The organism is Aureimonas flava, assembly GCF_003583935.1.
In the GTDB taxonomy this organism is placed as follows: domain Bacteria; phylum Pseudomonadota; class Alphaproteobacteria; order Rhizobiales; family Rhizobiaceae; genus Aureimonas; species Aureimonas flava.
The window spans coordinates 600029-626239 of sequence record NZ_QYRN01000001.1; the positions used below are offsets into that span (position 1 = coordinate 600029).

The 26211-nt window shown below is 69.2% G+C and carries 25 protein-coding genes; 14 read left to right on the plus strand and 11 right to left on the minus strand.

Translation table 11 applies throughout. From position 1 onward, the window contains the following. Positions 1-2 precede the first annotated feature (2 nt). Genes dprA through D3218_RS02950 form a run of 4 tightly spaced genes read right to left on the minus strand, consistent with a single transcriptional unit; the run spans position 3 to position 4012 of the window. Positions 3-1136, minus strand: a complete 1134-nt coding sequence (gene dprA / locus D3218_RS02935) for a DNA-processing protein DprA (protein WP_119538365.1) — start codon at positions 1134-1136, stop codon at positions 3-5. Continuing rightward, complete coding sequence (plsY, locus tag D3218_RS02940) at positions 1133-1735, minus strand: glycerol-3-phosphate 1-O-acyltransferase PlsY (protein ID WP_119538366.1); 603 nt, start codon at positions 1733-1735, stop codon at positions 1133-1135. The genes dprA and plsY overlap by 4 nt, the downstream gene beginning before the upstream one ends. A gap of 10 nt (positions 1736-1745) precedes the next feature. Beyond that, the gene (locus D3218_RS02945) at positions 1746-3038 is read right to left on the minus strand and encodes a dihydroorotase (protein ID WP_245414905.1); all 1293 of its coding nucleotides are present in this window, start codon (positions 3036-3038) and stop codon (positions 1746-1748) included. 20 nt (positions 3039-3058) lie between these two features. After that, entirely contained in the window at positions 3059-4012 is a 954-nt protein-coding gene (locus D3218_RS02950) for an aspartate carbamoyltransferase catalytic subunit (RefSeq protein WP_119538368.1), read from the minus strand. Between the two features lie 156 nt (positions 4013-4168). Here D3218_RS02950 and D3218_RS02955 point away from each other — a divergent pair, with 156 nt between their 5' ends. Then, positions 4169-4681 (plus strand): hypothetical protein, encoded by a 513-nt coding sequence (locus D3218_RS02955; RefSeq protein ID WP_119538369.1) that lies wholly within the window; start codon positions 4169-4171, stop codon positions 4679-4681. Next, entirely contained in the window at positions 4681-4998 is a 318-nt protein-coding gene (locus D3218_RS02960; protein ID WP_119538370.1) for a DUF6105 family protein, read from the plus strand. Before D3218_RS02955 ends, D3218_RS02960 begins: the two co-directional genes overlap by 1 nt. Here D3218_RS02960 and ruvX read toward each other — a convergent pair. Beyond that, entirely contained in the window at positions 4950-5429 is a 480-nt protein-coding gene (gene ruvX / locus D3218_RS02965; RefSeq protein WP_119538371.1) for a Holliday junction resolvase RuvX, read from the minus strand. The two genes, D3218_RS02960 and ruvX, sit on opposite strands and share 49 nt — an antisense overlap. A gap of 88 nt (positions 5430-5517) precedes the next feature. Here ruvX and D3218_RS02970 point away from each other — a divergent pair, with 88 nt between their 5' ends. The 8 genes from D3218_RS02970 (at position 5518) to D3218_RS03005 (ending at position 11515) form a co-directional block, all read left to right on the plus strand. After that, on the plus strand, positions 5518-6219 hold the full coding sequence (locus tag D3218_RS02970) for a metal-dependent hydrolase (RefSeq protein ID WP_119538372.1): 702 nt from the start codon (positions 5518-5520) through the stop codon (positions 6217-6219). An 86-nt stretch (positions 6220-6305) separates the two neighbouring features. Next, positions 6306-6593, plus strand: coding sequence for an Asp-tRNA(Asn)/Glu-tRNA(Gln) amidotransferase subunit GatC (gene gatC, locus D3218_RS02975; protein WP_119538373.1), 288 nt, complete (start codon positions 6306-6308; stop codon positions 6591-6593). After that, a complete protein-coding gene (locus D3218_RS02980) occupies positions 6590-7117 on the plus strand; it encodes a GNAT family N-acetyltransferase (protein WP_119538374.1) in 528 nt (175 codons plus the stop codon). Before gatC ends, D3218_RS02980 begins: the two co-directional genes overlap by 4 nt. After that, positions 7114-8595 (plus strand): Asp-tRNA(Asn)/Glu-tRNA(Gln) amidotransferase subunit GatA, encoded by a 1482-nt coding sequence (gatA, locus tag D3218_RS02985; RefSeq protein WP_119538375.1) that lies wholly within the window; start codon positions 7114-7116, stop codon positions 8593-8595. Before D3218_RS02980 ends, gatA begins: the two co-directional genes overlap by 4 nt. A 60-nt stretch (positions 8596-8655) precedes the next feature. Further along, entirely contained in the window at positions 8656-10155 is a 1500-nt protein-coding gene (gatB, locus tag D3218_RS02990; protein WP_119538376.1) for an Asp-tRNA(Asn)/Glu-tRNA(Gln) amidotransferase subunit GatB, read from the plus strand. Next, a complete protein-coding gene (locus D3218_RS02995) occupies positions 10152-10655 on the plus strand; it encodes a GNAT family N-acetyltransferase (RefSeq protein ID WP_119538377.1) in 504 nt (167 codons plus the stop codon). The genes gatB and D3218_RS02995 overlap by 4 nt, the downstream gene beginning before the upstream one ends. 54 nt (positions 10656-10709) lie before the next feature. Continuing rightward, a complete protein-coding gene (locus tag D3218_RS03000; protein ID WP_119538378.1) occupies positions 10710-11090 on the plus strand; it encodes an NADH:ubiquinone oxidoreductase subunit NDUFA12 in 381 nt (126 codons plus the stop codon). A 17-nt stretch (positions 11091-11107) separates the two neighbouring features. Beyond that, positions 11108-11515 (plus strand): DUF2155 domain-containing protein, encoded by a 408-nt coding sequence (locus D3218_RS03005; RefSeq protein WP_119538379.1) that lies wholly within the window; start codon positions 11108-11110, stop codon positions 11513-11515. Here the strand turns inward: D3218_RS03005 and aat are convergent. The 5 genes from aat to D3218_RS03030 all read right to left on the minus strand — a co-directional run bounded on the left by aat (position 11458) and on the right by D3218_RS03030 (position 16443). Further along, positions 11458-12135 carry a leucyl/phenylalanyl-tRNA--protein transferase gene (gene aat / locus D3218_RS03010; protein WP_425359283.1) on the minus strand — a complete coding sequence of 226 codons (678 nt, stop codon included), beginning with the start codon at positions 12133-12135 and terminating at the stop codon, positions 11458-11460. The genes D3218_RS03005 and aat overlap by 58 nt on opposite strands. A gap of 1 nt (position 12136) precedes the next feature. Beyond that, entirely contained in the window at positions 12137-13489 is a 1353-nt protein-coding gene (gene accC / locus D3218_RS03015) for an acetyl-CoA carboxylase biotin carboxylase subunit (protein ID WP_119538381.1), read from the minus strand. Positions 13490-13547: 58 nt separating this feature from the next. Continuing rightward, positions 13548-14024 carry an acetyl-CoA carboxylase biotin carboxyl carrier protein gene (gene accB / locus D3218_RS03020; RefSeq protein WP_119538382.1) on the minus strand — a complete coding sequence of 159 codons (477 nt, stop codon included), beginning with the start codon at positions 14022-14024 and terminating at the stop codon, positions 13548-13550. 236 nt (positions 14025-14260) lie between these two features. Further along, positions 14261-15064, minus strand: a complete 804-nt coding sequence (locus D3218_RS03025) for a DsbA family protein (protein ID WP_119538383.1) — start codon at positions 15062-15064, stop codon at positions 14261-14263. Then, positions 15061-16443, minus strand: a complete 1383-nt coding sequence (locus D3218_RS03030; protein ID WP_245414891.1) for a M48 family metalloprotease — start codon at positions 16441-16443, stop codon at positions 15061-15063. Before D3218_RS03030 ends, D3218_RS03025 begins: the two co-directional genes overlap by 4 nt. Before the next feature lie 105 nt (positions 16444-16548). Between D3218_RS03030 and D3218_RS03035 the strand changes: the two genes are divergently transcribed. After that, positions 16549-17724 carry a pyridoxal phosphate-dependent aminotransferase gene (locus D3218_RS03035; RefSeq protein ID WP_119538384.1) on the plus strand — a complete coding sequence of 392 codons (1176 nt, stop codon included), beginning with the start codon at positions 16549-16551 and terminating at the stop codon, positions 17722-17724. Positions 17725-17773: 49 nt separating this feature from the next. Here D3218_RS03035 and D3218_RS03040 read toward each other — a convergent pair whose 3' ends face one another. After that, entirely contained in the window at positions 17774-20542 is a 2769-nt protein-coding gene (locus D3218_RS03040) for an Rne/Rng family ribonuclease (RefSeq protein WP_119538385.1), read from the minus strand. A gap of 548 nt (positions 20543-21090) precedes the next feature. On the opposite strand from D3218_RS03040, the gene D3218_RS03045 reads away from it, so the two are divergent. The 3 genes from D3218_RS03045 to prfB all read left to right on the plus strand — a co-directional run bounded on the left by D3218_RS03045 (position 21091) and on the right by prfB (position 26156). After that, positions 21091-22263, plus strand: coding sequence for an N-acetylmuramoyl-L-alanine amidase (locus D3218_RS03045; RefSeq protein ID WP_119538386.1), 1173 nt, complete (start codon positions 21091-21093; stop codon positions 22261-22263). Positions 22264-22449: 186 nt separating this feature from the next. Next, positions 22450-24891: a penicillin-binding protein 1A gene (locus D3218_RS03050; protein ID WP_119538387.1), complete on the plus strand. Its 2442-nt coding sequence runs from the start codon at positions 22450-22452 to the stop codon at positions 24889-24891. A gap of 136 nt (positions 24892-25027) precedes the next feature. Next, positions 25028-26156 (plus strand): peptide chain release factor 2 gene (gene prfB / locus D3218_RS03055; protein ID WP_119538388.1). Its coding sequence is split into 2 segments (ribosomal slippage): positions 25028-25096 and positions 25098-26156, totalling 1128 coding nucleotides; the frame shifts between segments, so codons are not numbered across the junction. The last annotated feature ends 55 nt before the right edge of the window (positions 26157-26211 follow it).

Genomic DNA, 26211 nt, shown 5'->3' on the forward strand with positions numbered 1-26211 from the left:
GCTCAGGGCAGGACGCTGAGCCGACCGCCACTGTGGCGCTCCAGACGCCCGGCGAGGTCGAGCTCCAGGAGGAGCACCTGCGCGGCGCCCCACTCGACCTCGGCATGGGCGAGAAGATCGTCCAGCGATACGGGCGTCGCGCTCAGCGAACGCAGGAGGCGGGCGCGGTCGTCCTCGCCGGGCTCGGCGAAACCGCCGTCGTCCGCCCGGTCCTCGAAGAGGCCACGGCGCTGCGGCGCTCGCGCGTCGAGCGGCGCCAGAGCGGAGAGGATGTCCGCCGGCTCGGTCACGAGCGTCGCACCGTCCTTGATGAGCGCGTTGCAGCCCGCCGACTTCGCGTCCAGTGGCGAGCCGGGGACGGCGAACAGGAGGCGCCCGAGCTCGCCCGCGAGCCTCGCGCTGATCAGGGTGCCCGAGCGCATGGCCGCCTCCACCACGAGGACGCCGAGCGCAAGCGCGACCACCACGCGGTTGCGCCGTGGAAAATCCACCGCTCGCGGCTCCCAGCCGAAGGGCATCTCGGTGAGCAGGCATCCGCCGCCGTCCACGATGCGGCGCATCAACGGCCGGTTCTCCGGCGGGTAGGGTTTGTCGAGGCCGCCCGCGAAGACGCCGACCGTGCCGGTGGCGAGGCTCGCCTCGTGCGCCGCCGCGTCGATGCCGCGCGCGAGGCCCGAGACGACGCAGTAGCCTTCGGCGCCCAGCCCTTGCGCGAACATCCGCGCGAGGCGGGCCCCGGCTGCCGTGGCGGAGCGCGCGCCGACCACGGCGACGGCCGGGCGCCGGAACAGCGACGTCTGCCCCATCACCGCCAGCACCGGAGGCGCCGCCTCGGTGCGGGCGAGCATCTCCGGATAGTCGGCCTCGCCCTGGATCACGAAACGCGCGCCCATCCGGCGGGCGGCCGCAAGCTCCGCCTCGACCGAGGCCTCGGACGCCGCCGAGACGCGCCGTCGCGCGCCGCCTCGGGCCGCAAGGTCGGGCAGCGCGTCGAGCGCGGCGGACGGCGACCCGAAACGGGCGACGAGCCGGCGGTAGGTGACGGGGCCGACGTTCTCGCTGCGGATCAGGCGAAGCGCGGCGAGGCGCTCCGCCGCGTCCAGGACCGGCTCGGGCTCCGCCGCCGGCGAGATCACCCCTTGGACCCGATCCGGCTCTCCGTCCCAGCCAGGAGGCGGCGGATGTTGGGGGCGTGCTTGATGTAGACCAGGACGGTGAGCACCGCCGTCAGCCCCGCCGCCAACATGTTGCCGAGGAGGAGATAGGCGACCGGCACGACGAGTGTGGCGAGCAGCGCGGCCAGCGACGAGAACTTCCAGATCTTGGCCGCCCCGAGCCAGACCGCGGCGAACACCAGGACGCCCACCGGCGCGAAGCCGAGGAGCACGCCGAGATAGGTCGCGACGCCCTTGCCGCCACGGAACCCGAGCCAGACCGGGAAGAGGTGGCCGAGAAACGCGCCGAAGCCGGCGACGGCCGCCGCCGGCGCCCCCCAGCGCCAGAAGATCAGCACCGGCACGGTCGCCTTCAGGAGGTCGCCGAGCAGGGTCAGCGCCGCGACCTTCTTGTTGCCGGTTCGCAGGACGTTGGTGGCCCCGATGTTGCCCGAACCGATCGAACGGAGATCTCCGAGGCCGAACAGCTTCGTCAGGATCAGGCCGAAGGCGATGGTGCCGCAGAGGTAGCCGACCAGAAGGGCGATCAGGAGGGTGGTCGGTTCGGTGTCTGCGCCCATGGGGATCGCCTCAGTGCCGTTGATCGGGGAGGGAGAAGACCTCGCGGCCGGAGACGAAGGTCCTCGTCACCTCGCCCTGGAAGCGCGCGTTCTCGAAGGCGGTGTTCTTGGAGCGCGACTGGATGCGGCTCTTGTCGAACACGTAGGGCGCGTCGAGATCGACCAGCGCGAAGTCCGCCGGCCGTCCTGCCTGCAGGGTGCCCCGGTCGAGCTTCAGGAGACGCGCCGGTGCGACGGTCAGCGCCTCGACGATCCGCGACAGGCCCACCTGGCCCGCGTGATGAAGCCGGAGGGCCGCGGGCAGGAGCGTCTCTAGCCCGATCGCGCCCACCTCCGCTTCCGCAAACGGGCGCCGCTTGCCGTCCGCGTCCTGCGGATCGTGCGAGGAGCAGATGATGTCCACCGTGCCGTCGGCGAGCGCGGCAATCATCGCCTGGCGGTCGTCCTCGTGGCGCAGCGGCGGCGACAGGCGGAAGAAGGTGCGATACTCGCCGATGTCGTTCTCGTTGAGCGACAGGTGGTTGACGGAGACGCCGGCCGTGGCGTCGACGCCGCGATCCTTGGCGGCGCGGATGGCCTCGGCCGAGGCGCCGGTCGAGAGCTTGGCCGCGTGGTAGCGCGCGCCGGTCAGCGCGGCGAGGCGGAGGTCTCGCTCCAGCGGGATCAGCTCCGCCTCGCGCGGGATGCCGGGCAGACCGAGCCAGGAGGCGAGAAGACCCTCGTTCATGACGCCCGAGCCCGTGAGGTCGGCATCCTGCGTCTCGTGCGCGAAGAGGGCGTCGAAATCGCGCATATAGGTCATGATCCGCCGGATCAGCCCGCTGTCGCGCAGGGTGCGCCGCCCGTCGGTGAAGGCGCGCACGCCCGCCTGCGCCAGGAGGCCGATCTCGGTCATCTCCTTGCCCCTGAGCCCCTTGGTGAGGGCGGCCGAGGGAAACACGTTGACCGATGCCGTCTCGCGCGCGGTGCGCATCACGAACTGCACCAGCGCGACGTCGTCGATCACCGGGTCGGTGTCGGGCATGGTGAGGATCGAGGTGACGCCGCCTGCAGCCGCCGCACGGCTGACCGAGCGGATCGTCTCGCGGTGTTCGCTGCCCGGCTCGCCCATGTGGACGCGGGCATCCACTAGGCCGGGAATCAGGAGCTGTCCCCCGGCATCGAGGATCCGCGCCCCGTCCGGCGCTCCCTGGCCGGCAACCGAGGCGCCCGCGGCGGTGATCAGCCCGTTCTCGACCAGGAGGTCGCCGCGCTCGTCCAGCCCCTGCGAGGGATCGAGGATGCGGGCGCCGCGAACCAGCAGCGGGCGAGCGTCGGCGCCGGTCACGATGCGGTCTCCTCGTTGCCCATCATCCATTCCATCACCGCCATGCGCACGGCGACGCCCATCTCGACCTGTTCCTCGATGACGCTCTGGGGGCCGTCCGCGACCTCCGATGCGATCTCGACGCCGCGGTTCATCGGCCCCGGATGCATCACCAGCGCGTCCGGCTCGGCCCGCGACAGGCGCTGCGCGTCCAGGCCGAAGAGCCGGAAATACTCGCGCACCGACGGCACGAAGGAGCCTTCCATCCGCTCGCGCTGCAGGCGGAGCATCATCACCACGTCGGCGCCTTCGAGCCCACGGTCCATGTCGTGGAAGACGCGCACGCCCATCTGCTCGATGCCGTTGGGCAGGAGAGTGGACGGCGCGACGACGCGCACGTCGGCGCCCAGAGCGTTGAGGAGGAGGATGTTGGATCGCGCGACGCGGCTGTGCAGGACGTCGCCGCAAATGGCGACCGTCAGCCGCGCGACGCGGCCCTTGCGGCGGTGGATCGTGAGGGCGTCCAGAAGCGCCTGGGTCGGGTGTTCGTGCGCCCCGTCGCCGGCGTTGACCACCGAGCAGCCGACCTTCTGCGCCAGAAGCGCCACGGCGCCCGCCGCGTGGTGGCGCACCACCAGGATGTCGGGGCGCATCGCGTTCAGCGTCATCGCCGTGTCGATCAGCGTCTCGCCCTTCTTCACCGACGAGTTGGCGACCGACATGTTCATCACGTCGGCGCCCAGCCGCTTGCCCGCGAGCTCGAACGAGGCCTGCGTGCGCGTCGAAGCCTCGAAGAAGAGGTTGATCTGCGTGCGCCCCTTGAGCGCCGCCTTCTTCTTGTCCCGCCCGAGACTGACGGCGATCTCGCGCTCGGCGAGGCTCATCAGCGCGTGAATGTCGGGAAGCGACAGGCCCGCGATGCCGAGAAGGTGGCGGTGCGGGGCGGCGGAGGGGGGCGAAATCGCTGTCATGGCGAGCACCGCCTATAGGAGAAACGGGCAGGGGCCACAAGCGCGACGACGGAGGCGCGGGACGCGGTTAACCATGTCGACCGGTTCGCGTTGCGGGGCGGGAGCGAAGCGGGGATGTTGGCGTTAAGCTTTCGTTAACCTTCGGAGGATCGGCCCATGAAGCGCATCCCGACGACCTTCGCCCTATCGACATGGGCGGGGTTCCTCGCCGTGACCGGCGCGAACGAGATCCTCCATCTGAATGGCCACCTCGCCATCGGCGGCGTGGCGCTGGAACTGCCGGCGGGCACGGGCCCCGTGAGCTGGGGCGTGGCGATGCTCTGCATCGGCACGGCGGCGCTTCTGGCCGTCGGACTGATCCGCGTGCACGCGGCGGACGAGGCCGAGGCGCGCCGGGGCGAACTCCTCGGTTTCGCGGGCATCGGGATCTGCGCGGCCATGGTGATCGCGGCCTCGCTGTTCGGCGCACCCTTCGCGGCGGTGTTCGACCGGCTCGACCTCGCCGTCTGGTCGATCGGGCTCAGCCTCGTGGCGCTGGCTTTCGACGCGTGCATCTTCGCACCGGACGACGAGGACGAGCTGGACGAGATCGCCTTCCGGCGGACGGTCGCGGCGATCAACGCCTCCATCCCGCGCCGGCGGGACGAGCGCTCGGGACGCGACGCCTGATGCGCTGGCTGCTGTCGCTCTGGTTCCTGCCGATCACCTTCCTCGTCCTGTGGCTGACGCTGGCCGCGAACGACTGGAGCCTCGGCCTCCACTTCTTCTCCCGCGAGATGTACGACACCGTGTTCGCCGTCTACGGCGGCGCCCTCGGCGTCCCGCCCGAATCCCTGCCGCCGCTCGTGGTCCGTGCGCTGGTGCTCGACAGCCTGATCGTGCTGGCGCTCTACGCGTTCCGCCGGCGCAAGCCGATCGTCGCCTATCTGCGCGAACGCTACTCGCGCGGCTCGGCGAGCCTGGAGAGCCTATCCAAGGCGCCCTGAAGGATGAAGGACGCGGCGGCCGAATCGATCCGCTCGGCGCGCTGCCGCCGCGAGACGTCCATCTCCAGGAGCCCGCGCTCGGCGGCCACCGTCGAGAGCCGTTCGTCCCAGAACACGAACGGGCGCGTGTCGGCCCGCTCGTAGTTGCGCACGAAGGCGCGGGTGGACTGCGACCGGGGGCCCTCGCTCCCGTCCATGTTGAGCGGCAGTCCCATCACCACGACGCGTGCATCGACGGAAGCAAAAAACGCCGTGAGGGCAGCGGCATCCGCCTGAAACTTCGTGCGGCGGATCACCGGACGCGGACTCGCCAGCCGCCACCCGAGATCGGACACCGAGACGCCGATGGTCTTGGTGCCGAGGTCCAGCCCCACCGCGGTTCCGCCGGCGGCGCGCATGTCGAGGATGTCTGCGAGATCGGCGATCACCATGCTGCGTCCTTGATGTGGGGCCGACGGCGCTAGCTTCTTCGGCCAGACGGCCTATTCACGCGGCGGCCAAACCGGAGATCCCCCTAGCATGAAGATGACCTATTTCGGCCACTCGGCCTTCCGCATCGACACGGGACGCTCCGTGATCCTGATCGATCCGTTCCTGAGCGGGAACCCGCACTTCTCGGGCGACGTCGCCAAAGCCTCCGAAGGGGTGACGCACATTCTCCTGTCGCACGGCCATTCGGACCATGTCGGCGACACCGTGGAGATCGCCAGACGCACCGGCGCGAAGGTCGTCGGCACCTACGAGTTGGTGAACTGGCTGAAGTCGAAGGGCGTCGACACGATCGAACCCGCCAATACCGGCGGGACGGTCAAGTTCGCCGACTTCTCGGTGACGCTGACCCAGGCGTTCCACTCGTCCGCCAGCATCGAGGAGAACGGCACGATCACCTATCTCGGCATGCCCAACGGCCTGGTGATCCACTTCGACGACGGCAACAGCGTCTACCATATGGGCGACACCGACATCTTCGGCGACATGGCGCTGATCGAGGAACTGCACCAGCCCAAGATCGGCCTCGTGCCCATCGGCGACCGTCTGACGATGGGCGGCGCCGTCGCCGCCCTGGCCTGCCGGCGCTACTTCAACTTCAAGACGATCGTGCCGCTCCACTGGGGAACGATGCCGATCCTCGACGCCGATCCGCACCGCTTCCTCGAAGCGATGGAGGACGAGGCGTCCCGCGTCCTGATCCCCGAGGTCGGCCAGCCCTTCGACATCTGACCGGCGCGGCGCTTAGGCTCGACGGCGTTGCCTCCGGGCAACCCCGTCGATATAGCACCGTCTCGACCACCAGTTCGGGAAAGCGCATGTCCGTCGATACAGCCACCGTTCGTCGCGTCGCCCGGCTTGCCCGCATCGCGGTGTCCGAGGAGGACGTCGCGACCATGCAGGGCGAGCTGAACGCCATTCTCGGATTCGTCGAGCAGCTCGGCGAGGTGGACGTCTCGGGCGTCGAGCCGATGACCTCGGTGACGCCGATGGAGATGAAGAAGCGCGAGGACGCGGTGACCGACGGTCACAAGGCGGAGGACATCGTCGCCAACGCGCCGGCCACGCAGGAGCACTTCTTCCTCGTACCCAAGGTCGTGGAATGACGGGCGGCGACGTCGATATCCGCGTCGAGACCCCGCTGCAGGACGATTTGCGCGCCCTGATCGCCGAACTCAACGATGCGATCGACGCGCAGGAGCCGCATACGCCGGACGAGTTCAAGTTCCGCATGACCGCCGAGGAGATGGCGCGGCCGGACACCACGACGTTCCTCGTCAGGATCGACGGCGCGGCCGTCGGCTGCGGCGCGCTGCGCCGGCTCGATGGGCAGCTCGGCGAGGTGAAGCGGATGTATCTTCGCCCCGCCGCACGCGGGCGCGGGCTGGCCGCCCGCCTGCTTCAGCGCATCGAGGCGGAGGCTCTGGCGCAAGGGCTGGACGAGCTCGCGCTGGAAACCGGGATCGGCTTCCGGGCCGCCCGGCAGATCTACGAGCGGGCCGGCTTCGCGCCCTGCGGTGCCTTCGCGGACTATCCCGACAGCGGCTACGCCGCCTTCTATCGCAAGACGCTCGCGCGACGCGACGCCGACCAGGCCGTGTCCCGACCATTCGACGCAGCGAGACCATGACCGACTTGACCGAACTGACCATCGCCGAAGCGCGCGACGCCATGAAGGCCAAGACCTTCACGGCGAGCGAACTCACCGAAGCCTATCTCGGCGCGATCGAGACGGCCAACGGCGCGCTGAACGCCTTCGTGGACGTGACCGGCGACAAGGCGCGCGCGATGGCCGCCGCGTCCGACGCCAGGCTCGCGGCCGGCGAGGGCGGCGCCCTCGAAGGCATCCCGCTCGGCGTGAAGGATCTCTTCGCGGTGGAGGGCGTGCGCACGCAGGCTTCGTCGCACGTTCTCGACGGCTTCCGCCCGCGCTACGAATCCACGGTGACCGCCAATCTCTGGGCCGATGGCGCCGTGATGCTGGGCAAGCTCAACATGGACGAGTTCGCCATGGGCTCCTCCAACGAGTCGAGCCACGACGGCCCGGTGGTGAACCCCTGGCGCCGCACCGGTTCGGACGTCGCGCTGGTGCCCGGCGGATCGTCGGGCGGATCGGCAGCGGCTGTGGCCGCGCGCCTGTGCGCCGGCGCCACGGCGACCGATACCGGCGGCTCGATCCGCCAGCCCGCGGCCTTCACCGGCACGGTGGGCATCAAGCCGACCTACGGCCGATGCTCGCGCTGGGGCATCGTCGCCTACGCCTCGTCGCTCGACCAGGCCGGGCCGATCGCGCGCGACGTGCGCGACGCCGCGATCCTCCTCGCGTCCATGGCCTCGTCGGACCCGAAGGATACGACATCGGTCGACCGCGCCGTGCCGGACTACGAAGCGGCGGTCGGCCGCTCGGTGAAGGGTCTGCGCATCGGCATCCCGCGTGAATACCGCGTGGACGGCATGCCGGCCGAGATCGGGGCGCTCTGGCAGAAGGGTATCGCGACCCTGCGCGAGGCCGGGGCCGAGATCGTGGACGTTTCGCTGCCGCATACGAAATACGCGCTTCCCGCCTACTACATCGTGGCGCCCGCCGAGGCCTCGTCCAATCTCGCCCGCTACGACGGCGTTCGCTACGGCCTGCGCGTGCCGGGCAAGGACATCGCCGAGATGTACGAGAACACCCGCGCGGCCGGCTTCGGACGCGAGGTTAAGCGGCGCATCATGATCGGCACCTACGTGCTCTCCGCCGGCTACTACGACGCCTACTACCTCAAGGCGCAGAAGGTCCGCACGCTCATCAAGCGCGATTTCGAGACCGTGTTCGCCGACGGCGTGGATGCGCTGCTGACGCCGACGACGCCTTCCGCCGCCTTCGCCGTGGGCGACGAGACGCTCGCGGCCGATCCCGTCGCCATGTACCTTCAGGACGTCTTCACCATCACGGTGAACCTCGCCGGCCTGCCCGGCATCGCCGTGCCTGCCGGCCTGTCCGGCGAGGGCACGCCGCTCGGGCTCCAGCTCATCGGACGACCGTTCGACGAGGAGACGCTGTTCGCGACGGCCTCCGTGATCGAGAAGAGCGCCGGGCGCCTCGCGCCCGCGCGCTGGTGGTGACGGCCCGCCCGCGCCGATGATCGCCATGAGCCTGCGCCCCGAGACCTACGAGTTCGCCCGATGACCCTCGTCGACACCCGCACCCCCGATCCCAAGAAGCTGATCCCCGGCGCGACCGGCGACTGGGAAATCGTGATCGGCATGGAAGTCCATGCCCAGGTCCTGTCCGAATCGAAGCTCTTCTCCGGCGCCTCGACGCAGTTCGGCGCGGAGCCCAACGACAACGTGTCGCTGGTGGACGCCGCGATGCCGGGCATGCTTCCGGTCATCAACCTCGAATGCGTGCGGCAGGCGGTGCGCACCGGCCTCGGCCTCAAGGCGCAGATCAACCACCGCTCGGTGTTCGACCGGAAGAACTACTTCTACCCCGACCTTCCGCAGGGCTACCAGATCTCGCAGTTCGGGCAGCCGATCGTCGGCGAGGGCACCGTGATCGTGGCCGTCGGCCCCGATTCCAAGGGCCAGTTCGAGGAGATCGAGGTCGGCGTCGAGCGACTGCACCTCGAGCAGGACGCAGGCAAGTCGCTGCACGACCAGCACGCCACCATGTCCTTCGTGGACCTCAACCGCTCGGGCGTCGCGTTGATGGAGATCGTCTCCAAGCCCGACATGCGCTCGGCGGACGAGGCGCGCGCCTACCTCACCAAGCTTCGCACCATCCTGCGCTACCTCGGCACCTGCGACGGCAACATGGACGAGGGGTCGATGCGCGCCGACGTCAACGTCTCGGTGCGGCGGCCGGGCGGCGCCTTCGGCACGCGCTGCGAGATCAAGAACGTCAACTCGATCCGCTTCGTCGGCCAGGCCATCGAGTCGGAGGCCCGCCGTCAGATCGCGCTGATCGAGGACGGCGGCACGGTGGACCAGGAGACGCGCCTGTTCGACCCGGCCAAGGGCGAGACGCGGGCCATGCGCTCCAAGGAGGATGCGCACGACTATCGCTATTTCCCCGACCCCGACCTGCTGCCGCTGGAATTCGACGCGGCCTTCGTGGAGGGCCTGCGCGAAGGGCTGCCGGAGCTGCCGGACGACAAGCGCCAACGGCTGATGACCGAGGCCGGGCTCTCGGCCTACGACGCGTCGATCCTCGTTTCCGAAAAGTCGATCGCCGACTTCTTCGAGCAGGTGGCCAGGGGACGCGATGCCAAGCAGGCGGCGAACTGGGTGATCAACGACCTGCTCGGTGCGCTCAACAAGAGCGGCAAGGGCATCGAGGACACGCCGGTTTCGGCCGAGCAGCTCGGCGCCGTGCTCGATCTGATCCGCGAGGGCACGATCTCGGGCAAGATCGCCAAGGAACTCTTCGAGCTCGTCTGGGCGGAGGGCGGCGACCCGCGCGAGCTGGTCGAGAGCCGCGGCCTGAAACAGGTGACCGACACCGGCGCGATCGAGAAGGCGGTGGACGAGGTGATCGCCGCCAACCCGGACAAGGTGGCGCAGGCGCTGGCCAAGCCGACGCTCGCCGGCTGGTTCGTCGGCCAGGTGATGAAGGCGACGGGCGGCAAGGCCAACCCGCAGGCCGTCAACGACCTGGTCAAGGCCAAGCTCGGGCTGGAATGACGGTCTACTTCGTCCGCACGGCCGGCGCGCGCGACATGGCGGCCGTCGGCGAGCTCCTCCGCGAGACGTGGCACGCGACCTACGATCCGATCCACGGGGCGGAGCGCGTGGCCGCGATCACGACGGATCGGCATGGCGAAGCGGTGCTGCGGGCCCGCCTCAGCGAACCGGACACGGAGTTCCTGGTGGCCGACGACGGCACGCGGCTCGGCGGCATGGCCTTCGCCCGCGCGTCCGCGGGCGACCGGACGCTGGTGACGCTCCATCAGCTCTACGTGCGGCCCGAAGCGCAGGGGCAAGGGATCGGCACCGACCTTCTCGGCGAGATCGCAGGCTGCTTTCCGCAGGCGACGCGCATCAGGGTGGAGGTGGACGAGGCGAACGCGCGCGCGATCGGCTTCTATGTCTCGCAGGGCTTCGCTCAGGTCGGCCGCTCGGACGATGGGTCGGGCCTGCCGGCGGTGGTGTTGGAGCGCCCGCTCGGCGCCTTCGACGCCTAGACTTTTTCCGGCCGCGGCAGCATAACCCCGCCAAGGCCCAACGGACACGATGCGATGAAACCCTGGCTGCTGCAGATCTTCACCTGGTGGAACGGCCAGACGATCGGAACGCGGTTCCACACCTGGCGCTTCGGCAAGCGCGTCGGCGAGGACGAGCGCGGCAACGTCTACTACCAGTCGGCCGACGGCAAACGCCGCTGGGTCATCTACGCCGGCGAGGCGGAGGCAACGCAGATCGGCGCCGGTTGGCACGGCTGGATGCACCACCGCGTCGACACGCCGCCGGTGGACGAGAACTACAAGCCGCGCGAGTGGCAGAAGCCGCACCTGCCCAACCAGACCGGCACGCGCTTCGCCTACCGCCCCAAGGGCTCGCTCCTGAACACGGCCGAGCGGCCGCGCGTGACGGGCGACTACGACGCCTGGACGCCCTGACGGGACGCGCCGCTTCCATGCGGTTCAAGCTCTTCGCATCGCGCCTCGCGGCGGCCCTCGTGCTCGCCTCGGCTCTGCCGTCCGTCGCGTCCGCCGAACGGATCGCCAATCCGGAGGCGGTGTTCTCCGGCCTCGACAAGATCACCGGGCGGATCACGACCTTCACCGTGCGGATCGACGAAACGGTCCAGTTCGGCGCGCTGCAGGTGACGCCGCGCGCCTGCTACACGCGCACCCAGGACGAAGCCCCGAAGACCGATGGCTTCGTGGAGGTGGACGAGATCACGCTCGAGCGTGAGATCCGCCGCATCTTCACCGGTTGGATGTTCGCGGATTCGCCTGGCCTGAACGCCGTCGAACACCCGGTCTACGACGTCTGGCTCAAGGACTGCAAAACCGATTCGGCGGTGCCGCCGGCGCAGTGAAACTCGGCCGGACGCGCGATCGCGTCCGCCAGGAGTTCGCGATAGCGCGCACGGCGGATCTCGACGGCTCCGAAACGCTCGAGATGCCCGGTGATGAACTGCGTGTCGAGCAGCGTGAAGCCGCCGCGGCGCAGCCGATCCCACAGGTAGACCAGCGGCACCTTGGACGCGTCGGTGCGGCGCGAGAACATGCTCTCGCCGAAGAAGGCCGCGCCGAGGCTGACGCCGTAAAGCCCCCCGACCAGCTCGCCATCCGCCCAAGCCTCGACCGAATGGGCGTGACCCAGCCGGAACAGGGCGAGGTAAAGCTCGCGGATCTGCGCGTTGATCCAGGTCTGATCGCGGCCGGGCGCCGGCTCGGCGCAGGCATCCACCACCGCCGCGAAAGCGCTGTCGAAGCGGATTTCGAACGGCGCCTGCCGGATCGTCTTGCGCAGGGAGCGCGGGACGTGGAACCCATCCAGAGGCAGGATGCCCCGGAACGTGGGGTCGACCCAATGGATCGACGGATCGTCGGCACCCTCCGCCATCGGAAAGATGCCGGCGGCATAGGCCCGCAGCAGGATTTCCGGCGTGATCAGCGGCTCGAGGCCGTCCCGACTGCCGCGTGCCAATGGGATCTCAGGCCGCTTTCGCGGCGGCGGCGAGATACTGCTCCAGCCAGTGGATATCGTAGTTTCCGGCCTGGATGTCCGGCGTGTCGATGAGATCCTGGAACAGCGGCAGCGTGGTCTTCACCCCGTCCACGATGATCTCGTCCAGCGCCCGGCGCAGGCGCATCAGGCACTCGTTGCGCGTCCGTCCGTGGACGATCAGCTTGCCGATCAGCGAATCGTAGAAGGGCGGGATCGTGTAGCCCTGGTAGACGCCCGAATCGACCCGCACGCCGAGGCCGCCCGGTGCATGATAATAGCTGATCTGGCCCGGCGACGGCGCGAAGGTGCGCGGGTCCTCGGCATTGATGCGGCACTCGATCGCGTGGCCGTTGAACTTCACCTCGTCCTGCGTCACCGATAGGCCGAGGCCGGCCGCGACGCGGATCTGCTCGTGCACGAGGTCGAGCCCCGTGATGGCTTCCGTCACCGGGTGCTCGACCTGCAGACGGGTGTTCATCTCGATGAAGTAGAACTCGCCGTTCTCGTACAGGAACTCGATCGTGCCGGCGCCCCGGTACTTCATCTGGGCCATGGCGTCAGCGCAGATCTCGCCGATGCGGCGGCGCTGCGCGTCGTCGAGAGCCGGGGAGCGGGCCTCCTCCCAGACCTTCTGGTGGCGGCGCTGGAGCGAGCAGTCGCGCTCGCCGAGGTGCACCGCCTTGCCCTTGCCGTCGCCGAACACCTGAACTTCGATGTGGCGAGGCTTGCTGAGATACTTCTCGAGATAGACGGCATCGTCGCCGAACGCCGCGCCGGCCTCGGCGCGCGCCGTGGACAGGGCAAGCGACAGGTCGGCGGCCGTATGCGCCACCTTCATGCCACGCCCGCCGCCGCCGGCCGACGCCTTCACGAGGACCGGAAAGCCGATGTCCTGCGCCACGCGCATCGCCTCGGCGTCGTCGGTCACCGCGCCGGCCGAGCCGGGCACGACGGGAATGCCCAGCGCCTTGGCCGTGCGCTTGGCCTCGATCTTGTCGCCCATCACGCGGATATGCTCGGCGGTCGGGCCGATGAAGGCGATGTTGTGCGCCTCCAGAATGTCGGCGAAGCGGGCGTTCTCGGACAGGAACCCGTATCCCGGATGGACGGCGTCGGCGCCCGAGATCTCGCACGCCGCCAGGATCTGCGGAATGTTGAGATAGCTGTCGCGGGCGGGCGGCGGCCCGATGCAGACGCTCTCGTCCGCGAGGCGCACATGCATGGCCGCGTTGTCGGCCGTGGAGTGGACCGCGACCGTCGCGATGCCGAGCTCCTTGCAGGCCCGCAGCACGCGGAGCGCGATCTCGCCGCGATTGGCGATCAGTACCTTGTTGAACATGAATGCCCTTCCGATGCTCGCCCGACCGCGAAACCGATGCGCGCCTCCTTGCGGAGGATCAGCCGATGACGACCAGCGCCTCGCCGTATTCCACCGGCTGGCCGTTGTCGACACAGATGCGCTTGATCGTGCCCGAGCGAGGCGCGGGGATCTGGTTCATCGTCTTCATCGCCTCGATGATGAGGAGCGTCTCGCCCTCGCTCACCGTCTGCCCGATCTCGACGAACGGCTTGGCGCCCGGTGCGGAGGCCAGATAGACCGTGCCGACCATGGGCGAGGGGACGGAGCCGACCTCGGGCCCGCTGGACGCGGCCGGAGCGGCGGGGGCCGCCGGAGCCTGGGGCGCCGCGACCGGCATGGGTGCCGGTGCCGGAACGGCATGGGCATAGCCGGCGGCCGCCACGTATTCCTTCTGGCGCGAGACGCGGATGCGCAGCTCGCCCTGCTCGATCTCGATCTCGGTCAGATCGGTGTCGTTCAGGATGTCGGCGAGCTCGCGTACCAGCGAACGGTCCACAGTCGAATCCTTTTCCATATTGGTCCTTCGAACTCGCCGGGCGGGCAGGGCGGAATGGGCCACCCGCCGCCGGTCAATCATGCAACGCCGGGCCCGGACCACGAACGGTCCCGGCTCCGAAAGGGGCAGGCGGGAGCCTGCCGGTCAGCTTTGTGACGGATCGAACGCCGAAGCGACGCATCCGTTCGATCCGTGCCGTATAAACGCTTGCGGGCGGCACGGAAAGCCGGGACGACGCGGCCGGGCCGCCAGGATCAGTCCGCGGCGGGCGGACAGGTGGCCGAACCGCAGGCGCGCACGCTGGCGATCTTCTGCGCCAGCGCGTCGGCCCCGACGGCACCCGGCACCAGCTCGTCGCCGATCACATAGCTCGGCGTGCCGTTGATGCCGAGCGCGGTTGCCAGCTCCGCGCTCTCGTTAAGCGCCGCCGCGACGGCGGTGCCGCCCATCAGCGGGCGCAACGTCGATTCGGGCACGCCCAGCTCGGCGGCGACTTCCAGCGCCCGCGCCTCGTCCACCTGCGCGCGGGAGCCCAGAAGCGTCTTCTGGAATGCGGGATAGGCGTCCGGCTTGGCTTCGCGGAAGGCGAGGCTGACGCGTGCGGCGGCTTCCGAGGGAGGGCCGAGGACCGGAATCTCCTTGTAGACGACGCGCAGCTTCGGGTCGCTTTCGAGCAGCACCTGGAGGTCGCTCGCGGCACGGCGGCAATACCCGCAATTGTAGTCGAAGAACTCGACCAGGGTGACGTCGCCTTCCGGATTTCCGGCGACCGTGCCGTCCGGAGAGGACACGAGCCGGTCGCGGAGTTCGGCGATCGTTTCGCCCTGGCCGGCCTTCGCCTCGGCCGTGCGCTTCGCCTCCAGGGCTTGGAGCGATTCGAGGAGCACCTCCGGATGCTCGATCAGGTAGTTGCGCACGATCGTCTCGATCTCGCTCGTCTGCGCCTGATCGAAGGCGTGCGCCGGCCCGGCAACGAGCGTCGCGCCGACGAGCAGCGGCGCCGTCGCCCGGAGGAGACGCGTCGCAGGGGAACCGATCCGTTGCCGGGGAGATGTCATTTGCGGTTCACCTTCGTCGTGATGATGTCCTGCGCCTGCCGCCACTGCGGCGAGTTCGGACGGAACTTCTGTTGCGCGCGCGCCGCGAAAACCTTGGCTTGGCGGAAGTTGCCGCCCTCCCAGTATCCCTCGGCGGTGGCGAGCTCGGCGGCACCGATGTCGCCGGTCTTGCCGTAGGCCATGGCGAGGAACTGATAGGCGGTAGAGTTGCCCGGATCGCGCTCCAGCCCCCGGCGGATCTGCGCGATGGCGTCCTTCATCCTCTCCGGCTTGCCCCCGGTCACCAGCGCCTGGCCGACCGCAGCCTCGAGGATGCCGGACTTGGTGGGATCGAGCTTGGCAGCCTTGGCAAAGGCGGCGGCGGCCTCGTCGGACCGTCCGGCCGCCATAAGGATCTCGCCGCGGACCTCGTGGAACCACGGCGTGCCGGGCGATTCGGCGATCAGCGCATCGATCTTGGCGAGCGCGGCGCGCGGCGAGCCCGCCAGATGCGTCGCGATGGCGTCGCCGTAGCGGGCCGGAAGGCTGTTGAGATTGCGTCCGAAGGTGCGCCGGACCTGGCCCGCTCCGCCGTTGTAGGCGGCGATCTTGGCTCGCGCGAGGTCGTGGCGAAGCTGCAGGGCCGGCGGGTCCTTCTTGTCGAAGTAGGGGCTCTCCTTCGCCGCCGTCTGGAGGAAGCCGATGCGGTCCTGCGGCGCCGGGTGGGATGTGACGTAGCGGTCCGACGAGACGCCCGACAGCATGTTCTTGCGCATCAGGCCGGCGAAGCTGTCGAGCAGACCCTTGGGCGACTGCTGGGTCTTCAAAAGATAGGTGAGGGCGGAGCGATCGGCGGTGGTCTCCTCCGTCCGCTGATAGGCGAAAAGGCCGCGCTGGGCGATGTTGCCGCCGCTGGTCATCAGGCCGCCGCCGAGCCCCGCGACAGATCCGGAACCGCTGGCCGCGCCGGCAGCCGCGACGCCCGCGCCGAGGAGGCCCGCCACCACCGCGATGGTCTTGGCGCGCTCGATCTGGTCGCGCAGCCGCTCCTGGTGGCCACCGGCCAGATGGCCGATCTCATGCGCCAGAACGCCGATCGTCTCGTTGGGCGTCTCGGATTCGAGGATCGTGCCCGTGTTGATGAAGATGCGGCGGCCGGCCACGAAGGCGTTGAAGGCGAGATCGTTGACCAGCACGATCTCGACCCGGGCCGGCGAAAGGCCGGCGGCGCGCAGGAGGGGCTGCGAGTAGTCCTTGACGAGGCCCTCGATCTCGGCGTCGCGCACGACCGGCAGCGAGGCGCGGCGCGCCGTCTGCGCATGGGCCGGCGGTAGCGCGATGGCGAGAGCCAAACCGGCGGCGACGCCCTTGGCGAACAGGCCCTTGAACAAAAAATCCACCCCAAGTCTTCCCAGGCTTGTCCACGCACTTCTAGAACGCGGTTCCCCGGACGGCCATCCTCGGATCCTGGAAGGGCACTTTTTTCCGGCGTTTATGAGGCTTCCATGTACGACACCCCGCCCGCCGCCCCGTCGCGCCGCTCCGACGTCGACCCGTTCCGGGCCATGGACGTGATGGCGGCCGCGAATCGGATGGTCGCCGCCGGGCGAGACGTGATCTCGCTCGCCGTGGGCCAGCCTTCGGCGCCCGTGCCGGGCACGGTGGCCGAGTCGGTCGGAGCGTTCCTGCGCCGGGGACGCATCGGCTACACGGACGCGCTCGGCCGGGCCAGCCTGCGGGCGCGCATCGCGCGCCATTACGCTGAGGCCTACGGCGTCGACGTGCCCGCCGAACGCGTGATGGTGACCACCGGATCCTCCGCCGGCTTCAACCTCGCGTTCCTGACCGCCTTCGACGTCGGCGACCGGGTCGCCATCGCGACGCCCGGCTACCCTGCCTATCGCAACATCCTGAAGGCGCTCGGCATCGAGCCGGTCGAGATCGAGGTGGGGCCGGAAGACGACTACGTGCTCACCGCCGAGGCGCTGGAGCGTGTCCACCGCGAGACGCCCGTGCGCGGCGTGCTGATCGCGAGCCCCGCCAATCCGACCGGCACGGTCACGTCGCCGGACGAGCTGCGACGCCTGGTGCAGTTCGCGGACGCCGCCGGCATCGTCTTCGTCTCGGACGAGATCTATCACGGGCTCGCCTTCGGGCGGGAAACCGCCTCGGCGCTCCAGTTCTCGGACCGGGCGATCGTGGTGAACTCGTTCTCGAAGTACTACTGCATGACCGGCTGGCGGATCGGCTGGTTGGTTCTGCCGCCGCATCTGGTTCGCCCGGCCGAGCGCGTCGGGCAGAGCCTCTACATCTCGGCACCTGAACTCAGCCAGGTCGGCGCGGAGGCCGTGTTCGAGGCGACCGAGGAACTGGAAGCCGTGAAGCTCGGCTACGAGCGGAGCCGCGCGCTGCTGATGGATGCGCTTCCCGCCCTCGGCTTCGGCGACATCGCCCCCATCGACGGCGCGTTCTACGCCTACGCTTCCATTCCGCAGGGGTTCGCGGACGCGACGGAGCTGGCCCGGCATCTGCTCGACACCGCGCTCGTCGCCGCCACGCCGGGGCTCGACTTCGATCTGCGGCGCGGCCACCGGACGATGCGCCTGTCCTATGCCGGAGACCCGTCGGAGATCGCGGAAGCGGTGAGGCGGCTGCGGACGGTGCCCGGCCTCGGCGGCTGAACGCGGCCCGTAAACGAAAAGAGCGGCCTTTCGGCCGCTCCCTCGTCGCTTACTCGGCGCTGCGGCGCGACCACCAGCCGCGGCGCTTGGGCTTTTCCTCGGCGCCCTCGTCCGTGGCCTCCTCGCCGTTGGCGATCAGGCGCAAACCGCGACGAACCGTGACCGTCTCCTCCTCGACCGGCTCCTCGTCCTCGGACGGGAAGACGGCGTCGAGCGGCGGGTTGCCGTCCATGGCGGCGCTCGCCTCGGCGGTGGTCGACATCACCTCGTTCTCGTCGGGAACCGCGACGTCGGCGTTGGTCAGCGCCTCGGCGGCTTCCTCGGACGGGTCGCCCTCGACCGCCTCCACCGCGTCGGTCATCTCCGGCTCGAACGAGGCATCGGGAACTGCTTCCGCGAGGACCGGCAGTTCGGGCACCGCATCGTCGCCGGACAGCTCGGCGACGGGCTCCGCGCCGTCGTCGCCGCCGGCGGACGCCTCGTTGCCGGCTTCGTCGTCGCGGTTGCGGCGACCGCCACGGCGGCCGCGGCGACGGCGCTTGCGGTCGCCGCCGTTGCCTTCGTCGTCCGACGCTTCCGTGGTCGGCGCGGCCGGAGCATCGCCCTCCGCGGCGGCATCCTCGTCAACGTCGGCCTCGTCGTCGTTCGCGGCCGAGGTCGCGGCGCCGTTCTCATCGCCCCGACGACCGCCACGACGGCGGCGGCGGCGACGGCGAGAGCCGTCGCGCTGCTCCTCGCCATCCGAGCCGCCGGCGCGGGCTACGGCTTCCTCTTCGGTCGACTCCGCCTCGGACTCCACCACGACCTCCTCGATCTCGACCGTATCGGGCGAGACGGAGGAGAGGGTGGCGATGGCCTCGGGCTTCACGCGGCGCGTCGCCTCGGCGCCGTGCTCGATCGCCACGTGCTGGTGGCCGAAGCCTTCCACCGCCTCCAGGAGGATGCGCAGCCCGTAGTGGCGCTCCAGCTCGTCCAGGGTGGAACGCTTCTCGTTGAGCACGTAGAGCGCCGTCGCGGTCGGCACCTTCACCGTCAGGTCGTGCGTGCCGTGCTTCTGCAGGTGCTCCTCGATGGAGCGCAGCACCTGGAGCGCCAGCGACGACGACGAACGGATGAAGCCGTTGCCGTTGCAGACGGGGCAGGTCTGCGTGGTCGATTCCAGGACACTCGCGCGGATGCGCTGGCGGCTCATCTCCAGGAGGCCGAAATGCGAGATGCGGCCGATCTGGATGCGCGCCCGATCGTCCTTGAGGCAGTCCTTCAGCCGCTTCTCGACGTTCCGGTTGTTGCGCTTCTCCTCCATGTCGATGAAGTCGACCACGATCAGGCCGGCGAGATCGCGCAGGCGGAGCTGGCGGGCGACCTCCTCGGCTGCCTCCAGGTTGGTCTGGTAGGCCGTGTCCTCGACCGAGTGCTCGCGCGTCGAACGGCCCGAGTTCACGTCGATGGCGACCAGCGCCTCGGTCTGGTTGATGATGATGTACCCGCCGGACTTCAGCGTCACGTGCGGCTGCAACATCTTGTCGAGCTGCGCCTCGATGCCCTGCCGCGCGAAGATCGGGCTCTGATCGCGATAGGGCTGCACCACCTTTGCCTGGCTCGGCATCAGCATGCGCATGAAGTCCTTCGCCTCGCGGTAGCCGCTCTCGCCGGCCACGAGGATCTGGTCGATGTCCTTGTTGTACAGGTCGCGGATCGACCGCTTGATGAGGCTGCCTTCCTCGTAGACGAGGGCGGGCGCGGTGGACTGGAGCGTCAGCGTGCGCACCGTCTCCCACAGCCGCATCAGGTACTCGTAGTCGCGCTTCACCTCGGCCTTGGTGCGGTTGGCACCGGCCGTGCGCAGGATGATGCCCATGCCGCGCGGCACCTCGAGATCGCGCGCGACCTCCTTCAGGCGCTTGCGGTCGGCCGCGTTGGTGATCTTGCGGGAGATGCCGCCGCCGCGCGCCGTGTTGGGCATCAGCACCGAGTAGCGGCCGGCCAGCGACAGGTAGGTGGTGAGCGCCGCGCCCTTGTTGCCGCGCTCTTCCTTGACGACCTGCACCAGCAGGATCTGGCGGCGCTTGATGACCTCCTGGATCTTGTAATGCTTGCGCGGCGCGCGGTTGCTGCGAACCGGCACTTCCTCCATCGCATCTTCGCTGCCGAGATCGTCCACCTCGTCGGCCTCGTCGACCGCAGGCTCCTCCTCGGTCTCGCGCGAGCGACGCGAGCGGCGGCCGCGACGCGGCTTCCCGTCCTCCTCGACGTCGGCCTTGGCCTCGGTAGCCTCGGTGGCTTCGCCCGCTTCGTCAACGCCCGTCACCGCCTCGGCGGTTTCCGGACCGGCCTCGCCGGACGCGGTCTCGCTGCCGTCGGCCGCGGTATCCGCGATCTCGGCGTCGTCGCCGGTCTCGCCTTCGACCACTTCGGACACGCTGTCGTCCGTCGCCTCGGCGGCCTTGGCCTCGGCGGAGCGCGAGCGGCGGCTGCGCGAACGGCTCGGCTTGGCGGGCTTGCGCTCCTCGACCTCGTCGTCCTCCTCGGCCTGCGCGAGGTCGTGCTCGATCAGCGCCTGACGGTCGGCGTGGGGGATCTGGTAGTAGTCGGGGTGGATCTCGTTGAAGGCGAGGAAGCCGTGGCGGTTGCCGCCGTACTCGACGAAGGCGGCCTGGAGCGACGGCTCGACGCGCGTCACCTTCGCCAGATAGATGTTCCCCTTGATCTGCTTCTTGTGCTCGGACTCGAAATCGAACTCTTCGACCCGGTTACCCTTGACGACGACGACCCGGGTTTCCTCCGGGTGGGCCGCGTCGATCAGCATCTTGTCTGCCATGGAAATACAACTCCGGGACCCGCGGGCGCCCGGATCGCGCGACCTCGAAGGTCGGACGCGGAGCTGGCGCTGGGGGGTCCGCAATGGTGCGTTCGGGCCGTGGGGAGGCGAGCATCCGCGACGGACGAGCGTCCGGCCCGATGGGGCGGGAGGCGGGCGTCGATGGGAGCCGGTATGCCAATGACACGCGAGAACGACCTGCAACATAGGATGGCCGCTTTCGCGGCCGACGAGAACGCGACTTCGGCGGAGTCTTATCCATGCCTCGTTCGCGAAGAGACCGGTGAGCGTGTGAGACCCTGCCGGCACAAATCTGTGTGAGTTTCCCGCGCCGGTCGGATCGTGCGCCGGTCGAGGGGGCCGACCCGCACGGGCCGACGAATTCGACGACGCACCCGTTCTGGTGACGCGGGAGCCTCAATCATGCTTGTAAGGCTCTATAGTCCCGCAAACAAGGGGAGAGCCCGCCAAAGCGGCAGTTGCGGCTTTCGCCTCCATGTTGTTCGACCCGCCCAGCACGTGAACTCAGCATCCGACGGTCGCCACTCGTGTCCTTCCATCGCTTCGTACTCGCCCTGTTCGCTTCGCTCCTGCTGGCCGCCGCCGTGCGGCCAGCCTGGTCGGCGGGCGATCCATCCATCGTCACGGCCATCCGCGAGATATCCGGCCCCGACGGATTCGGTCTCGACATCGACGTCGAAGGGGCCGCCAAGCCGCGGCTGATTCTGCTGCGCAATCCCTATCGCGTGGCCCTCGACTTCGACCACACGCTGGCGGCGGCGAAACTACCACCTGTCCCGGACGGCCCCCTGGTGAAGGATCTGCGGCACGGGCTGATCGGGGCGGACCGCTACCGGCTGATCCTGACGCTGGCCCGCGCCGTGCGGCCCGAGCTCAGCGTGGTGCCGCGCGGCGATGCCTCGCGCGTCTCGCTGCACCTCGAGCCGGCGGCGGACGACGCTTTCGTCGCCGCGCCCGTCCGCAGCGCGCCGACGCCGGTCCAGGCCAAGGGCGGCGCACGAAGCCCCTTCGTGGTCGTGCTGGATCCCGGCCACGGGGGAATCGACCGGGGGGCCACGGGCGAGAACGGGACGGAGGAGAAGGCCGTCAATCTCGCCTTCGGCATGGCGCTGCGCGACGCCCTGGCCCGCTACCCCGGCGTGAAGGTGCTGATGACGCGCGAGGACGACACCTTCATTCCGCTGAACGAGCGCGCCGCGATCGCGCGCCGGGCGAACGCCAACCTCATGGTGTCGCTCCATGCGGATTCGATCCGCTACAAGGACCTGCGGGGAGCGACGGTCTACACGCTTTCGGAAAAGGCCTCCGACAGCCTTTCGCGCGAGCTGGCGGACGTGGAGAACTCGGCGGACCGTTTCGCGGGCCCCGAATGGGACCAGGATGCGCCCGAGATCCACGACATCCTGGTCGATCTGGTTCGACGCGAGACCGAGGGGCTTTCCGAGCATTTCGCCGTGCGACTGGTGGCCGACCTGCGCGACGGCGAGATCCGCCTCATCAACAACCCCAAGCGTTCCGCAGGCTTTCGCGTCCTGCGTGCGCCGGACGTGCCGTCGATCCTCCTGGAGATGGGGTACCTCTCCAACCCGGAGGACGAACGGGAGCTGAAGTCGGCCGAGTGGCAGAAGCGACTGGCCGAGATTCTCGCGCGGTCGATCGCCGATTTCGCCGGCCGAGCACCCGTCTCTGCCAAGCCCTGACGGTGCAATCGTTGCGGGCGCGCAACAGTCGGGGCGGCAACACCCCGCGATCATCCGGCCGCCGCATTCTCCACGCATGAACGATGCGTTAGGAATTCCTCCAACGCGGGGCCATCCCGCCATGCCCGGCCCACCGAGCCGCGCGGCGTCTCCCTGCGCCGCCGGACCGGTAGCCATGGAGACACGATGATCAGACTTCTCGGCTACCTGTTCGGCATCGGCACGGTGTTCGCGCTGATCCTCGCTGGCGGCGTCGCCTGGTACGTGGCGAGCATGAGCCAGGACCTGCCGGACTATCAGGTCCTCGAAAAGTACGAGCCGCCGGTCACCACGCGCCTCCACGCCGCGGACGGCTCGCTGATGGCCGAGTACGCCAAGGAGCGGCGGCTGTACCTGCCGATCCAGGCGATCCCGCAGCGCCTCAAGGACGCGTTCCTCTCGGCCGAGGACAAGAACTTCTACAACCACCCGGGCGTGGACCTCGAGGGGATCGGCCGCGCCGCGCTGCTCTACGTGCGCGGCGGCCCCATGCAGGGCGGCTCGACCATCACGCAGCAGGTCGCCAAGAACTTCCTGCTGACCAACGAGCGGTCGCTGGAGCGCAAGGTGAAGGAAGCGATCCTGTCGCTGCGCATCGAGCAGGCCTACTCCAAGGACCGCATCCTAGAGCTGTACCTGAACGAGATCTATCTCGGCATGGGCTCCTACGGCGTCGCCGCCGCCTCGCTCGCCTATTTCGACAAGTCGGTGAACGAGCTCGAGATCCAGGAAGTGGCGTATCTCGCCGCCCTGCCGAAGGCGCCCGAGAACTACAACCCGTTCCGCGACCCGGAGGAGGCGATCGGCCGCCGCAACTGGGTGATCCAGCGCATGGCCGAGAACGGCTTCATCACGCAGGACGAGGCGCTGGCGGCGATCGCCAAGCCTCTCGGCGTCAACCCGCGCCCGAGCGGCACCTATCTCGCCTCCGCCGAGTATTTCACCGAGGAAGTGCGCCGTCAGGTGATCGCCCGCTACGGCGTCAAGGCGCTCTACGAGGGCGGCCTCTCGGTCCGCTCGACGCTCGATCCGCAGTTGCAGGTCGAGGCGCGCACCTCGCTCCAGCACGCGCTGGTGCAGTACGACCAGACGCGCGGCTATCGCGGGCCGGTCGAGACCGTGGAGCTGGGAGGCGACTGGGGGCAGGCGCTCAACAAGATCGAGCCCTATGCGGACGTGCCGGAATGGCGCCTCGCGGTGGTCCTCTCGTCCGACGCGAACTCCGCGAGCGTCGGCCTCCAGCCGCCGCGCGAGGTTTCGGGCCGTCGCGGCGCCGAGCGCGAGATCGCGACGCTGAGCCAGGCCGACATGAAGTGGGCGATGCGCCAGGATCGCGACGGAAAACGCAGCACGGCGCGTTCGGTGGACGACGTCTTGGCGCGCGGCGACATCGTCTATGTCGAGCGGCAGGCCGACGGCGACGGCTACGTCCTGCGCCAGCCGCCGAAGGTGCAGGGCGCGCTGGTGGCGATGGACCCGCACACGGGCCGCGTGCTGGCGATGGTCGGCGGGTTCTCCTACGCGCAGTCCGAATTCAACCGCGCCACGCAGGCGATGCGCCAGCCCGGATCGGCCTTCAAACCCTTCGTCTACGCCGCGGCGCTGGACAACGGCTACACGCCGGCGTCCGTGATCCTCGACGCGCCGGTCTCGATCCCGGACGGGCGGGGCGGTTTCTGGGAACCGAAGAACTACGGCGGCGAGGTGGCCGGCCCCTCGACGCTGCGGCTCGGCATCGAGAAGAGCCGCAACCTCATGACGGTACGCCTTGCCGACGACATGGGCATGAAGCTCGTGGCGGAATACGCGGAGCGCTTTGGCATCTACGACAAGATGGCGCCTTATCTTCCGATGGCGCTGGGCTCCGGCGAGACCACGGTCCTGCGCATGGTGTCGGCCTATTCGGTGATCGCCAACGGCGGCCGTTCGATCGAGCCCTCGGTGATCGACCGCGTGCAGGATCGCTACGGACACACCGTGTATCGCCACGACAACCGCCAGTGCGACGCGTGCAACGCTTCCGGCTGGGACGGCCAGAGCGAGCCGGAACTGGTGGACGAGCGCCAGCAGGTGCTGGACCCGATGACCGCCTACCAGATCACCTCCATGATGGAAGGCGTGGTCCAGCGCGGCACCGCGACGGTGGTCAAGCAGGTGGGCGTGCCGATCGCCGGCAAGACCGGTACCACCAACGACGAGAAGGACGCCTGGTTCGTGGGCTTCACGCCGAACCTCGTGACCGGCGTGTACCTGGGCTACGACAACCCGCAGTCGCTGGGCCATGGCGGAACCGGGGGCGGCTTCGCGGCGCCGGTCTTCAACGAGTTCATGAAGCAGGCCCTGGCCGGCAAGCCGGTGGTGGACTTCCGAATTCCCGACGGCATGACGCAGATCGCAGTGAACCGGGCCACCGGCATGGCCGCTTCGCCGGGTGCCGAAGGCTCGATCATCGAGGCCTTCAAGCCGGGCACCGGCCCATCCGATCAGTACGAGGTGATCGGCGGCACCTATGCGAGCGCCCCGGCGGAACAGGCGATCTCGCCCGAGGCCGCACAGGCGATCGCGAGCGGGGCGGGCGGGCTGTTCTAGCCGTCGGCCGAGACGCGACGCGGATGTTTCCGGCCCCGGCGGTTCGCTCCGTCCGGGGCCGGTCCGCTTTACAGCCCGGCGCGCCGTCCCTATGGTCCGCGCCATTCTTCCAGGACATCACGAGGGGAATGCCGGCATGCGTGCCGAAATCGAATCCATTGTCTCCGACATCAAGCAGGCCGTAAGCCTGCTGAGGAGGCATCTTTGACTGGGATCAATCGGTCCGAGAACTCGATCGCCTGAACGCGGCCGCCGAGGATCCTTCCCTGTGGAACGATCCGGCCGAGGCGCAGCGCCTGATGAAGGAGCGCCAGCGCCTGGAGACCGCCATCACCGGCATCCGCGCGCTGGAGCAGGGCCTCCAGGACAATATCGAACTCATCGCCATGGGCGAGGAGGAGGGTGACGCCGAGGTCGTGACGGAGGCGGAGAACGCCATCCGTGCGCTGGAGAAGGACGTCGCCGAGCGGCAGATCGAGACGCTGCTCTCGGGCGAGGCCGACGCCAACGACACCTACGTGGAAATCCACTCGGGCGCCGGCGGCACGGAGAGCCAGGACTGGGCGTCGATGCTTCTGCGCATGTACATGCGCTGGGGCGAGCGTGCCAAGATGAAGGTCGAGATGCTGGAGCACAACTCCGGCGAAGAGGCCGGCATCAAGTCCGCCACCATCCTGCTGAAGGGGCACAACGCCTACGGCAAGATGAAGGTGGAATCGGGTGTCCATCGGCTCGTGCGCATCTCGCCCTACGACAGCCAGGCGCGCCGGCACACCTCGTTCGCGTCCGTCTGGGTCTATCCGGTGGTGGACGATTCGATCGAGGTCGACGTCAACGAAGGCGACGTGCGCATCGACACCTATCGCGCCTCGGGCGCGGGCGGCCAGCACGTCAACACGACCGACTCGGCCGTGCGCATCACCCATCTGGCGACCGGCATCGTGGTGCAGTGCCAGAGCGAACGCTCGCAGCACAAGAACCGCGCCACGGCCTGGAACATGCTGCGCGCGCGGCTCTATGAGGAGGAGCTGAAGAAGCGCGAGGAGAAGGCGAACGCCGAGGCCGCGTCCAAGACGGACATCGGCTGGGGCCACCAGATCCGCTCCTACGTTCTGCAGCCCTACCAGATGGTCAAGGACCTGCGCACCGGCGTCGAGAGCACGGCGCCGCAGGACGTGCTGGACGGCGGGATCGACGGGTTCATCGAGGCGGCGCTGGCGCAGCGCGTCTTCGGCGGCGACGTCGAGGTCACCGACGTCGACTGACCGGTCTGCATCGAACGAACGGAGAGAGGCCGCCCCGAACCGGGCGGCCTTTCGC